This window comes from Mesorhizobium sp. P2_E6 (assembly GCF_056403835.1).
On the sequence record NZ_JBFUEQ010000011.1, the window covers coordinates 17,389 to 31,211 of the forward strand.

General features: G+C 59.8%; 9 protein-coding genes. 8 read left to right on the top strand and 1 reads right to left on the bottom strand.

The window, feature by feature from the left end; genetic code table 11:
* The first annotated feature begins 236 nt into the window (after positions 1–236).
* The 4 genes from AC1D08_RS25045 to AC1D08_RS25060 all read left to right on the top strand — a co-directional run bounded on the left by AC1D08_RS25045 (position 237) and on the right by AC1D08_RS25060 (position 4,563).
* A complete protein-coding gene (locus tag AC1D08_RS25045) occupies positions 237–1,019 on the top strand; it encodes a 3-hydroxybutyrate dehydrogenase (protein ID WP_457152713.1) in 783 nt (260 codons plus the stop codon).
* A gap of 26 nt (positions 1,020–1,045) precedes the next feature.
* Complete coding sequence (locus AC1D08_RS25050) at positions 1,046–2,203, top strand: patatin-like phospholipase family protein (protein ID WP_477303319.1); 1,158 nt, start codon at positions 1,046–1,048, stop codon at positions 2,201–2,203.
* Positions 2,204–2,237: 34 nt separating this feature from the next.
* A complete protein-coding gene (locus tag AC1D08_RS25055; protein WP_477424295.1) occupies positions 2,238–3,632 on the top strand; it encodes an NAD(P)/FAD-dependent oxidoreductase in 1,395 nt (464 codons plus the stop codon).
* 226 nt (positions 3,633–3,858) lie between these two features.
* Positions 3,859–4,563, top strand: coding sequence for a peroxiredoxin-like family protein (locus AC1D08_RS25060; protein WP_457154633.1), 705 nt, complete (start codon positions 3,859–3,861; stop codon positions 4,561–4,563).
* Here the strand turns inward: AC1D08_RS25060 and AC1D08_RS25065 are convergent.
* Positions 4,547–5,452 (bottom strand): LysR family transcriptional regulator, encoded by a 906-nt coding sequence (locus AC1D08_RS25065; RefSeq protein ID WP_457154632.1) that lies wholly within the window; start codon positions 5,450–5,452, stop codon positions 4,547–4,549. The genes AC1D08_RS25060 and AC1D08_RS25065 overlap by 17 nt on opposite strands.
* 524 nt (positions 5,453–5,976) lie before the next feature.
* Here AC1D08_RS25065 and AC1D08_RS25070 point away from each other — a divergent pair.
* From AC1D08_RS25070 to AC1D08_RS25085, 4 genes are all read left to right on the top strand, one after another.
* A complete protein-coding gene (locus AC1D08_RS25070; protein ID WP_477424297.1) occupies positions 5,977–7,119 on the top strand; it encodes a hypothetical protein in 1,143 nt (380 codons plus the stop codon).
* A gap of 54 nt (positions 7,120–7,173) precedes the next feature.
* Positions 7,174–9,240: a caspase family protein gene (locus tag AC1D08_RS25075; RefSeq protein WP_477424299.1), complete on the top strand. Its 2,067-nt coding sequence runs from the start codon at positions 7,174–7,176 to the stop codon at positions 9,238–9,240.
* 26 nt (positions 9,241–9,266) lie between these two features.
* A complete protein-coding gene (locus AC1D08_RS25080) occupies positions 9,267–10,016 on the top strand; it encodes a lysozyme (RefSeq protein WP_457155300.1) in 750 nt (249 codons plus the stop codon).
* A 202-nt stretch (positions 10,017–10,218) separates the two neighbouring features.
* Entirely contained in the window at positions 10,219–13,812 is a 3,594-nt protein-coding gene (locus tag AC1D08_RS25085) for a caspase family protein (RefSeq protein ID WP_477424301.1), read from the top strand.
* Positions 13,813–13,823 lie beyond the last annotated feature (11 nt).

Consider the following 13,823-nt stretch of genomic DNA (forward strand, 5'->3'; position numbering starts at 1 on the left):
GTGTTGCGGCGCGATCTTACTAGCTGCCCCTACGTCAAACAACCCGGCCTGGAGATCTACATCGTCGCGGCAGCGATCAGACCGTCGGCTATCGAATCCATGTCTCAACGGCATTTCCGTCGCCTTCGGCTGCTGGCCATACTTGATCCAGAATTTCAAACCGGGGCGCGTGCAGGCCCGTTGCCCGCAGCCATTGCTCGATGGTTTTGCTGCGGCTCCAACAGAAGGAAACGACGATGCTCAAAGGAAAGACGGCGCTGATAACAGGCTCGACCAGCGGCATCGGCCAAGGCATTGCCGAAGCCTTCGCGGCAAAGGGCTGCAACATCGTTCTCAATGGCTTCGGCGATGCGGATGAGATCGAACGCTTGCGGGCGAAGCTGGCCGCCGACTACGAGGTCACCGTTCGTTACGACAATGCGGACATGAGCAAGGGGGGCGCAATCACCGCCATGATGGACAAGGCCATCGCGGAGTTCGGGGCGATCGACATCCTGGTCAACAATGCCGGCATCCAGCATGTGGCGCCGATCGACGACTTCCCGATCGAGAAATGGGAGGCGGTCGTGGCGATCGATCTGATGTCGTCATTCTACACAATCCGGCGCGCCCTGCAGGCGATGAAGGAGCGCAAATGGGGTCGCATCATCAACGTTGCGTCCGCCCATGCGCTTGTCGCTTCGCCATACAAATCCGCCTATGTCGCCGCCAAACACGGCGTCGCCGGCCTGACCAAGACGGTAGCGCTGGAAGTGGCCGAGCAGGGCATCACGGTCAATGCGGTTTGCCCCGGCTACGTGCTCACGCCACTGGTCGAAAAGCAGATACCGGACACGGCCAAGGCGCGCGGGATCACCGAACAGCAAGTCATCAAGGATGTGCTTTTGGCCGCACAGCCGACCAAGCAGTTCGTAACGGTCGAGCAGGTTGCGTCGCTCTGTCTTTTCTTGGCCTCCGACGATGCGGCCTCGATCACCGGCGCGATCTTGCCGATCGAAGGCGGCTGGACCGCCCACTGAAACCGGCAACGAGGAGCGCAAAGCCCATGAACAAGATCACCCGGAACCCCTCAACGTCGGAACCCGTGCCGGAGGCCGTTCGTATGGCTGACGGTTCGGTCAAGCGACAGACCGTATTGGTGCTGCAGGGCGGCGGCGCTCTCGGCGCCTATCAGGCCGGCGTCTACCAGGCGCTCGTCGAGGGCGGGGTCGAACCCGATTGGGTCATAGGCACCTCGATCGGCGCCATCAATGCGGCGCTGATCGCCGGAAACGAGCCGCAGGACCGCCTGCCTAGGCTGCGCGAGTTCTGGGACGGCGTCAGCCGCAGCAGCCCGCTCGACGAGTTCTTCCGGATGATGGTTCCGAGCAACATCTTTGCCAATATGGGCACGGTGATGCGCGGCATACCGGGGTTTTTCGAACCGAACCCAAGCGCCATGTTCGGGGTCAATCGCGAAGTGGGGGTGGAGAATGCTTCCTACTACACCACCGATCCACTCAAGCAGACGCTGGATAGCCTGATCGACTTCGAATGCCTCAACCGCCGCCATACGCGGCTGACAGTCGGCGCGGTCAACGTCAACACCAGCGAGCTCAAGTATTTCGATAGCAGTCTGATGCCGTTGTCGGTGGCGCACATCATGGCGTCGGGCGCCCTGCCGCCGGCCTTTCCGGCAGTCTGCATCGACGGCGAGCCCTATTGGGATGGCGGCATCTATTCGAACACGCCAATCGAAGTCGTGCTGGACGAGCGTCCGCGGCGCGACGCGCTGATCTTCGCCGTCAACATGTGGCAGCCGCGCGCGACGGAGCCGAAATCGATCTGGCAGGTCATGGGACGGCAGAAGGATCTCCAATACGCCAGCCGCGGCAGAAGCCACGTTGCCCGTCAGGAGCAACTGCATCGTCTGCGCCACGTCGTGCGCGAAATGGGAAAGCTGGTACCCGAGGAGCGGCGCGACGATCCGATGTTCAAGGAACTGGCCTCCTATGGCTGCCCTTCGGTGATGCATCTCGTTCGGCTGCTTTCGCCGCGCCTCGACGGCGAGGACCACACCAAGGACATCGACTTCACGCGCACAGGAATCCACACGCGCTGGCAGGCGGGATACGAACATGGCCAGCGCGTCCTCTCGGAAAAGCCTTGGGAATGCGAGGTCGACATGCTGCAGGGCATCGTGATCCACGAATCGCAGGAATGACGGACCAGCGCCTCGGAACCGATGGAGAATACCGATGCAGATCATCACCCCCGGCATGCGGCTGATCCCCGAGGCGGTGCTTGCCAACAATGCCGCCCTTTTCCGTACCATTCCGGAGACGCCTTCCCATGCGGATACGTCGCTGCATCGCGTGGTTATCGTCGGCGGCGGTGCGGGCGGACTGGAGCTGGCGACGCGTCTTGGTCGCAAGTTCGGCAAGCGGCGGCTTTCCGTCACGCTGGTCGACCGCAACCGCACCCATATCTGGAAGCCCCTGCTGCATGAAGTGGCATCCGGCGCGCTGAACGCGTCGCACGATGCTGTCGAATACATCGCCCATGCCAGCCGGCACGGCTACCGATATCGCATCGGCGAGGTCGTTGGCATCGACCGTGCCAAACGCCAGGTCTTTGTCGCTCCCAGCTTTGATGACGATGGCAGGCAGATCATCCCGCCGCGTCTTCTGGGCTATGACACGCTGGTGCTGGCCGTCGGCAGCGTCAGCAACGATTTCGGCACGCCGGGCGCCGCGCGTCACGCCATTTCGCTGGATACGGCGGAGCAGGCTGCCCGTTTCAACAAGCGCATGATAGACGCGTGCCTGCGCGCCAACGCGCAATACGAGCAGCTTTCGCCCGGTCAGCTTCATTGTGTCATCGTCGGCGCCGGGGCCACCGGCGTGGAACTGGCCGCGGAACTGCACAAGTCGATGCGGGAGATTGCATCGCACAATCTCGACAACATCGATTTCGAGAGATTGATCCGCATCACCATCGTCGAAGCCGGGCCGCGTATCTTGCCAGCTTTGCCCGAACGCCTAGCGCGCGCTTCAGCACGTCTGCTTGTTGATCTGGGCGTCCAGATACGGTGCGGGATCAAAGTTACCGAAGTGACGGAGGACGGCATCAAGCTTGGCGAGAAATTGTTTGTGCCGGCCGAACTCGTCGTCTGGTCGGCTGGGATCAAGGCTCCGGATTTCCTGAGCGAGCTTGATGGCCTCGAAACGGACAGCATCAACCGGCTGGTCGTGGATGAGACACTGCGAGCCAGAGGGGACGAGAACGTTTTCGCGATCGGAGATTGCGCGAACTGCGTCCTGCCAGGCGACGGCAATGCCCTGCCGCCACGAGCCCAGACAGCGCACCAGCAGGCAGATCATTTGGTGAAAGTCGTTTCAGCGCGCCTTGCGGGGCGGGCTGCGCCGGCATTCCACTACCGTGACTACGGCTCCCTCGTTTCGCTCGCCGATTACGGTTCGTTCGGTAGCCTGATTGGCGGGCTGAGGATCGAAGGTCTGCTCGCCCGGCTGATGTATCGCTCTCTCCACAAGCTGCATCTCCAGGCGGTGCATGGCCTTGTGAAGACCGCCCTCGACTCGATTAGCGAGATGTTTGCGAGGCGCACCCGGCCTCGCATCAAGCTCCATTGAACACGTGCAGGTGGCGACTGGAAAAGTATGGTGGTCGTGATCCCGGCCTTCTCGTCGGATACCAGGAACACGATGTCATACTGTAACGAATTGAGGACGAGCCACGAACAGAATGCGAACCCAACTTGCCTCGATGCATCTTGGGCATCGAAACGATGCAAGGAAAGCATGACCCCGCCCGACGAGCTCCAATGATAGGGTGCACGCAATCCATGAAAGTGCAGAAATGGCCGACGACGACCAGGCAATGACATTTGAACAGTCCGTCCAGGCTGCCATAGAACTTGATGCATCCCTGAACGAGCGGCTGGCGGTGATTGCCGCCGCGGTGCGCCGCCTGGACGCGAATTTCGCCGATGCGGTGGATCGCTTGGTGGAGCGCCTGGAGAAACAAGGGGCAGGCGCAGTGGCGCCGATGCCAGGCGATATCATGCCGGCGTTCCTGCTTCCTGACGACGATGGCAAGCTGGTCAGTCTGGCCGACGTGCTGCAAAGGGGGCCAGCGGTGATCACCTTTCAGCGCGGGCATTGGTGCCCCTATTGCCGTTTGAACGCGATTGGCATCGTCGAAGCCCAGCCTGAGATTGCCACCCTGGGCGGCCAGATCGTGGTGATCATGCCCGAGCGGCGCAAATTCGCGAAGGCGATGAAGACTGCCGTCGGCGCGACGTTTCCCTTCCTGACCGACATGGACAATGGCTACGCCCTGTCTCTCAATCTTGCGATCTGGGTCGGGGCGGAGATGGAGCGGCTGATGGGGCTAGGCCTCGATCTCCCCAACTATCAGGGCAACAGCAGCTGGTTCCTGCCAATCCCTGCAACCTTCATCATTGGAACCGACGGGATCATCACCGATCGCTTCGTCGATCCCGACTACCGTCGGCGGATGGACATCGACGATCTGATCGCGGCGCTCAGGCGGGCTCGCTGACGCCAAAAGATGACCAGTCGGTCGACCGCAACAGGTTGAGCAGCGTCGTGGCCACGGGTGAGCGATGTCGGCCGGCAACCGCGTAAACGGCGACGACCCGGGAGATATCGACGTCTCGCAGCTTGAGCCTGCGGATATTCGGCGTCCGTGGTGCCGTCACGGAGACAAAGCCCACCCCGGCGTTGGCCTCCAGCAATGCCAGCAGGTCGTGGTCGGTCTCGACTTCATGCGCGGTGCGAGGCGTCAGGCCTTTCGCGGAAAGGCAGCGGGACAGTTCCTCGCTGGTTTCCCAATCGATCCGGCTGAGCACAGGTTCCGCCGCCAGTTGGCTCAGCGCGACATCGGCCTCGTTGCGGCGGGCAAGTGGGTGATCGGAGTTCACGACGAGCTCTATGCCCTCCTGGAAGAGCGGCCAGGTGTCGAGCCGATCCCAGGCCTGCCCCAACGGACCGGCAACGGCTAGCTCAACCTCACCGTTCTTGAGAGCCTCAACGACAGCGCTCGGCGAGCCCCGGTTGATCTTGAGATGGACTCCGGGATAGGCGCGAAAAAGCTCCGTAAACGGCGATACCAGCAGCGCAATGTTGACGCTGTTGGAAATGGTGACGTTAAGAGGCGCCACGTCGCTGCTTTGCACAGCCTTGGCGAGTGATTTTGCGGAAGTGGCAGCGTCGTAGCACTGTTGCAACAGAGGCAGCATACGCCTGCCGAGTTCGGTCAGGTGAGAGTGCTGGCGCTCGCGCCGAAGGAGTTCACCCCCCAACTCCTCCTCGAGCGTCTTGATCGCTCGTGTCAGCGCAGGTTGGGTAACGTTGCACTCTTCGGCTGCTCTAGTGAAATTAAGCGTGCTGGACAGGGCTAGGAAATAGCGGACTTGCTGCATCTCCATGAATCTTCGCCCCCTCAGCGAAATGATCTATCAGCGACTGCGCATGTTTGCAGGCTAGCGCATTGCAGCCGTTCCGGCAAAGTGTGGCAACGTCGCTAGGCGGGACGCTATGCAGTATGGCTTAGTCAATGTTTGCTTTGGGCCGGATCAAGTCGATGATCGCGATCGTCCTCGTCTCCCACATCCAGCCTTTGGCCTAACAGATCCGATTGGGCACAAGCGCAGTTCCATGAAAAAGGATCACTTCAAGCGGCGCCTCAGATTTTTTCGGCACCAATGCCTTGACCTCGCAGGCATGGATGCCTGCACGTCCGTCAGTGCGTTTCGTGGTAGGGGCTCAATTTCACATAGCGATACATGGACGGCGCGGCTTCGCCATTCACCTTTTGGAACGCAGATTTCGACGGCAACCCGCCGATCCTTAGTGCGGATAGGCAAACAGAAATCGCTTCATCTAGTATGCGTTCCCCTTCCTAATTATAGAAATGGAGAGTACGGTTTAAGAAGCCATCCGGGGGGGTGAAATGCGCTTCAGGCAACTGATTGCAGCTCTTGTTCTAGTACTTTCCCACCCTTTTGGCGTACTGGCCGATGAGTTTACCGCCGTAGCGCACCCGAGCTTCGCAGCCGTAGAGCCGCGGCTGGTTTATGGGCTGATCACCTACGATTTTGCGTTTACTGGAAAGGACGGCGCTGCAAGAAGTCAATCGGCTTCGGCGTTCCTGCAATCGTTGATAAAGTCGAGGTTCCAAAACAAGTCGGGAAACTACATCGTAAGTCTCGATGTGGCGATTGGCGACAAGATCATTGCCACCGAACCGATCATGTCGGCAACGTGGGAAGAGAGCAAATTCCTCTTCGTCACGACATCCGAGAAGTCGAACATCGTCATCAACAGGAACGGTATCCTCATCGACGACATCGTCGTGGATTCTGAGACAAATACAATCTCGTTCTCGATGAAGGTCAGATATAGTTCCAATACGTCGGTGGACATGTCGTTGCTGACCGAGCTGTCGCAACTGTCTAGAACCGCCTCTCTGGCCGGTTTGTCGCCTGGTGTTCAGGCGGTTTCGGATGCCTATGCTCCGTTCGCGACCATCCTCAGCAAGCTCCTGAGCAAATACACCGACGTCTCGATCGTCGACAACACAACGGGCGCGTTCACGTTGCTGGATGACGGATTTCCCAATCAGCTGCGGTATAACGGGACCAACTTCAAGGTTAACATCTACCTGAAGACGCTGAACTCGCAACTGCCGACGAACTTTTCGCCTGAAGGGTTCAAGATCTCCAATTTCGGCCTGCCGCTGACCGAGGTGAAGAGCGGTGTTGGGGCAGCACGGGCACCGGTGATCGATCTGATATCGGCAGGAGCCGACAAGGTTGCCGGATTTGTCAAGGCGATCACGGACGGCGCGCCGCTTGGATCCCCCAAGCCCGTATCCGAAACGGAAATCCACGACAGTTGCGTCGCCCTCAAGAACAAACTCAACAAATTTGTCACCTCAAGGGATGCGGCATTGGTGTACTGGTCCTTCCTTCGAAGCTTCCATGCGGCGCTGGTGCAATACAAGGATGGCGTCAGCTGCGGCAGGGGCGATTTGGTTGAAGACCTGAGCGCACTGAATTTGCCGCTCAGCGCAAGTGACTGGCCGGCACAATAGGCTTCGAATAACGGGCTGCCTTGCCCAGGTCTTTGTGGTCTCTGGAGCGAAACGATGTTCACAGTAAGCAAGCGGCATTGCCGGGCGCTTTTGGTGGCTTTGCTTCTCTTGGTGTGTCCTCGCGTCGTATTCGCCGAGGAGCCGGGCGTGTTCGCGCTCCTTGTTGGCATAAACAGCTACGCAAAGACGCCAGGCTCCGCCTACAACGCATCGGACCTTCATGGAACCGCAAACGACGTTGCCCTCGTTAAGGACCTGCTGACCGGCACCTACGGGGTTCCCGACGACGGCGATCATTACCGGGTTTTGCTGGACGCCCAGGCGACCCACGCCGGCATTCGAGAGGCATTTGCGGAGCAATTGATCGAGAAGGCAAAAGCGCATCCGGATGCGACGTTCCTGTTTTACTTCAGCGGTCACGGCTCCCTGGCCATCGATGACAATGGCGACGAGGGCGATGGCTATGATGAGACCATCGTTGCACAGGACAGCCGTGGTCCGGGTGGCACCGACATACGCGACGATGAAATCGAGGCCTGGCTGACCCAGCTCAAGCAATACTCCCATAACATCGTGCTGATCTTTGACAGCTGCCACTCAGGCACGATTTCAAAAGAGCCCACGCTTGCTGCCCGCATGGCGCCGCTGGACGGTAGGCTGCTGAAGGATGCGCCTGCTGAGCGTCACGGCAAGGATGCGTCGATCGCGGATTCAGGCCGCTCATACTCGATCATCGAAGGGTCCCGGGCCGATGAAGTGTCCAACGAGGATCTTGTCGCTACCGCATCGGGTTCGCAGTATCATGGGCTGCTGACCTACTATCTGGTCCAGACGCTCAAGCGATCTCCACAGCTGACCTATCGCGAAGCAGTGATGCAAGCCGAGAGGTATGTCCAAAAACGCGCGCCATCCCAGCATCCACAGGCGGAAGGAGACTTCGACAGGGTGGTTTTGGGCGGAATAGGAACCCGCCAGCCCCCCTTCATTTCGGTCACAAGTGTGACGCAGGACCAGATTTCGGTCGCAGTTGGCCAGGCGCAGGGGATTCAACCAGGAGCAATCCTGGCCGTGTATTCCAGCAAGGCAACCAAGCTGGTCGGTGAGGACGGCAAGATCGCGAACGCGGTCGTAATTTCGTCCGACGTCGCGACTTCGGTTGCCAAACTGGTCAAAGCCCCGAACGAGCCTGTGACCACTGCGTCGAAAGTTCGAATCGTCTCGCCCTATTCCGTTGAGCAAAAGGTTGCGGTGGCTATTGCCGATCCACCTCCAGAGCTGGGCATCGCTGCGGCGGTCCTGCCGATAAAGGCAGCGCTCGCTGATCGACTACGCGACAATGCGCTGGTGCGGCCGGTGCAGGATCTAGGCCAGGCGACGATGGTGATCGCCATGGGGTGCCTGAACGGTGGCAAGCTTGTTCCGATGGAGGAACGCAAAACGCTCAGCCCCGGCTGCGACAAGGTCTACTACATCACGCCGCGAGACCAGGTTGGGGCCATGCATGGCTACACGGTTTCGGCAAAGGACGACGGTGCCGCTGTCGATGGCATTACGGGCGCGCTCGAGAAGATAGCCCGACAGGAAAACCTGCGCGCGCTGACGAACAGCGTTTCCCCGCTGGCAGGTGCGGTCACGGTTTCTCTTGTCCGTGTGACAGTTAAGACCGAGAACGGCAAGACAAGCGTGGAGGGCGAGGCTCCGGTGGTGTCATCGGGCATAGAGCCGATGAAGCAGGGAGAATATTTTCGCTTCAGCCTCACAAATACAGGATCACAAGATCTCTACTATTCAATTATCGGATTGGGGAGCAGCGGATCTGTGTATGTCTTGGGAGATGGCGGATCAGGGGACAAATTGCAGGCTGGCGTCACGATCAGCACAAAACCGCCACTGAAGGTCGGGCCGCCCGCCGGCCTTGAATCCTACCTGGTGCTTGCGACGACTTCGCCAGTCAACGTCCATTTCCTCGAGCAGCAGGGCATAGATCCCAGAGATGCCGGCCCGCTTGGCTGGCTTCTCGCTGGGCTCTCTAATCCTGGTTTCAGGGACTCCGCCCAGGTTCCGGATTTTGATCTGAATTCCTGGGCAACCATGCGGATGGATATTGAAATTCAACCTTAACTCGGCAAGTCGGAGAAGGACAGACAATGACAGTTTTCAAGAAAGCACAATCGGACAGGCAAGGGTTCAAGCGTAAGCCTTGGTCGCAGGCTGTTCTTCTGGCGTTATGCGTGACAACAGTCTCGATCGCGCACGTCCAAGCCGGTCAGGCGGTGAAAACCCTCAAGGACAAGCATGCGCCGGGCATCCTCCTGGAAGACACCAAGGATGTACTGCCGCAGGGTGTGGAATTGCGCAAGGTATACCGGCCCGGCATTGAATTGACCAAGAAATGGGAAGGGTGGGTCCCCAAGCGCTATAATGATGCCGTTGGCTACTGCACCGTCGGCTACGGCCATCTCCTGAAGAAAAAGAACTGCGACGGTACGGGTAACGAAGTGGAGTTCCTGAAAGGTATCTCGAAAAAGCGCGGTGAAGAGCTGCTTATCGAGGACATGTCGAAGGCCCAGATCACTGTGCAGCTGGCCGTGCCAAAAGATATCGACGACGGCGCCTATGCCGCGCTTGTCGATTTTACGTTCAATGTTGGCGGCAACAACTTCAAGACCTCGACCCTTCTCGCGGTCGTCAAGAAAAAGCAGTTTGATCGTGTCCCCGAACAGCTCCTCAGATGGACACGTGCGGCAGGTGTCGAACTGGTAGGATTGAAGAACCGCCGCAAAGACGAGATCAAGGTGTTCTTTGACGGAAAGCCGGTTCCGAAGCCGGCGCCCATACCGGGTGAGGATCTGTCGCCTCTCAATATCGATGTTGTTGCCGAAAAGACGGCAAACTAGGATGCATCATGCCACATCCGTGCCGATTCTGGAGGCAGTAGCGCGCAACGGGTTATAGCGAGAGCATCGTCGGCGCCCCTACGCTGCGACGCGTCGCGCGGCGTAGGGCGTGTCGATCTTCGAAGGCAAGCGACGACTGTCACCGACCCAGTTGCAAAGAGAGTTCGCGGCAAGCCGCGACAGCTTTCAATGAGGGCTGCGCATGAGACCACACCGGGTAATTTTCGAGGTCCTGTACTTTTTCCTGATTTGTTCGGTGTTGTGCGGCGTCGCCTTTGCACAGGACATTGGTAGTCGCGGCCCAGACAATTTCGCTGCCCTGGTGCCCAACCTGCGGCCGCAGGAGGCTTCGTTCGTGACGTTCTCACCCAATGGCAAGCTGCTGGCCACAGGTGGCGGGTATGGTGAGCCGGCAGCAAGGCTCTGGGACGCGGACACCGGACGTTTTTTGCGCGTTATTGACGGCAGCAACAGCAGCGCTTCGATCGGAGTGCACGTCAGTGCTTTTGGCTTCTCCGACGACGGGCTGACCGCAGTGACAGGAGACGATGAGGGGCGGCTTCTGTTGTGGGACCTGAAGGGCGGTCGAGTGCTGCAGGAATACGCGACGCAACACCAGGCGATCTATTCGATTGCGATCTCGACTGATGGAAAAGAGGTGGCCCTCGTCGAGGAGGGCGGCATTGAGATATTTGACATTGCGGTCGCAAAGCCGATCTTTTACCGCAAGACGCCCGACATAAGTTACGGCAAGATCGAACGCCATGGAACTGGATGGGCGGCCATATCATGGAGCCCCGGCAGGGTCCTGTTCCTTGACCCCAGGCTCGGCAACGACACAGAGGTTGATCTGGGGGATGACACCACCAGCGTGTCGTTCTCGGACAGTGTCGGCAAGATACTGGTAACCACGTCCCAGGACGTGTCGATCAGGGACCAGAGCAACCACGTCCTGGCCAGAGTTCCGGTTCGAAAGAACGTGCCGACGGAATCCGCAATGTCTTCCGATGGGCACTACGTGGCCCTCGGATACCGCATGGGCCTTGTTGAATTCCTGGACGCGGGCACGCTTAGGCTTCTGCGCACCGTTTCCGTCGACGGCGACCTCGATTCACTCAATTTCTCGCCTGCGCAACCATCGCTTCTGGCGGTCGGCCTGCGGTCGAACGGCTCTCCGATTTTTTTGCTGAGCGCCGGTTCCGACAAGGGCGACGAGATCGTCGGCGCATCGATCGATCCAATTGGGTCTGCGGCGTTCCGGCCCTCCAGAAACCACCTGATACTCGCTCCCGTGGCAGGCCCGGTTGCGCTATGGCGCGACGACGATGGCCGAGGCGTGTTCGAGAACCTGGGCAATGGGCCGATATATTCGGGATCCATCGCCTTGTCCTCGGACGGTCAACTCCTGGTTGTCGATTCAAAAAGCGATACGCGTCTCTGGAGCGTCGACTCAAAAATTGGTTCACGCCTTCAAAAAGGCAATCTGGACCATCACGGTGGATGCAACGGGGCTCAAGTGTTCCTTCCCAAGACCCATCAACTGGTGACGACCGACGGCGCGGGGCACGTGTTGATATGGGATCTGGACTCTCGTGCTCGGCTTATGCTGGACGAGAGTGCCGCCGACAGACGCCGTTGTATCGCCGTCTCCACCGACGGAGCCATGATCGCAGTCTCGGACGAAACCAAGGCAACGATTTCGCTCTGGGATGCAGGAAACCGAAAGCGGATCAGAAATCTCGCTGGCTTGTCGACCAACATCGGAGGCGTGGCGTTTTCACCGGATGGTTCGAAGATTGCGGTGGTCAGTCCTGCAGAAGGTTTCAGCCTGTTGGACATACGCACGGGGGAGAAGCTCAAGAGCGTGGATATCCCGTTGCTGGGATTGACGTTTCTGCCGGACGGCAGGCGACTTGCATTCGGCAAGGATGACGGCGAGATCGCAATTTTCGACTATGTCGCCGGCAAGGTCGAGCGATCCTTCTTTGGCCACGTCGCGAGGATTTCTTCGCTGAACGTGTCCGGCGACGGAACGCTGCTGGTTTCGGCAAGTGACGATGGCTCCGCGAAAATATGGGACATTCCAAGCGGCAAGCTGATGCAGACGATCGTCTTTGGCCGTGAGGGTACCTGCCGGAGCGACGTGGAGGGCAGCCACGCAGGCAATGGGCAGGCGGATCGTTCGGTCCCGACATCTTGTTGGATGAGCTTTGACGCTGACGGGCGATTTGATTCATCGGCCCTGGAGTCCATGCCGCTGGTCAGCTGGGTGGTCAGCGATGATCCCTTCAAGGCCCTTCTGCCCGAGATATTCATGCGGGATTATTACGAGCCGAACCTGCTTGGCCGGCTGCTGGCGTGCCATGGGGCTGAGGTGAGCGGAAAGAATGCGAACGCGTGCGCCGACGCGTTCAAGCCGGTACGGCCGCTGGCCTCGCTGAATCGGATCCAGCCGGATGTACGGATTGTGAGTGTGAAGGCGGGGCCGACACCTGGTGTTGCCCTGGTGGAGGTTGAGGCATCGGGCAAGGAAGATGCCTCACAGCCGAATGGCAAGACGAGCACCGGGATTTACGACGTACGGCTGTTCCGTGAAGGGCAACTGGTGGGCCAGTGGCCCGAGCCGAAGGACAATGCGGCGGTGGTCGGCGAAGATCTTGGTGCGTGGCGCAGCGCTTCGCGCGTGGCGATGACGCCGGGAAAGATCCTGGCGAGGCACGTCTTCCCGGTCCGGCTTGCAGGCGGTGACAAGGGCAAGAAGGTGACGTTCACGGCCTATGGGTTCAACGAGGACCGGGTGAAGAGCGCGACAGCCACCGACGACAGCTACACGGTGCCGCAGGGCATAGCCGTTCCGGCGAAGCCGCGGGCCTATGTGGTGACGGTCGGAGTGAACGAGTACGAGAACGAAGCACTGCGGCTGAACTTCGCTGTGGCCGACGCCAGGGCGATCGAGACGGCGCTGCGGGGAATCAAGGGCTACGACGTGGTGCCGGTGCTGCTGACCACCGACTACGCGCGCACGGAAGGGGATAAACAGATCCCCGCGGTCGACCACGCCAGCAAGGCCGACATCCAGGCGGTGCTGTATCTTCTGGCGGGCAAGGGGGAGGTGGAACGGTCGCGGCTGCGGCAGGAGATCGGCCCGGTCATCGACCATCTGGCGAAGGCGACGCCGGACGATGTTGTGATCCTTGCCTTCTCCGGTCATGGCCACAACGAGCAGGGCCGCTTCTACATCCTGCCGTCGGATTCGGGCAACGACCTGACGAAGCTGGACAGAATGATCTCGAGCGAGGAACTGACGGCGTGGCTGCGCGATGTCGATGCCGGCGAGATGGTGATGATCGTCGACGCCTGTCACTCCGCGGCGGGGGTGCCGGAAGGCTTCAAGCCTGGTCCGATGGGCGATCACGGGCTTGGTCAACTGGCCTATGACAAGGGCATGCGCATCCTTGCGGCCACCCAGGCCGACGACGTTGCCCTGGAGAGCGGTTCACTCGGCCAGGGGCTGCTGACCTATGCGCTCAAGGAGGGGTTGACGACCGGAACCAGCACGCACAAGCTTGCCGACACAGACGGCGATGGCACGGTCACCATGAAGGAATGGCTGACCTATGCCGAAACCCGGGTGCCCGGCCTCTACCAGGATGTGCTCGCCGGCAAGATCGAGAAGACCAGGGACTCCAGCCCCGATGCCAATCTTCTCGAAGACACCACCCGACACGCCCAGACGCCGGCACTGTTTGATTTCGTGAGAGCGACCGCGCAAGACCCTGTGATTGCAGCCCGCTGAGGATGGCGCGG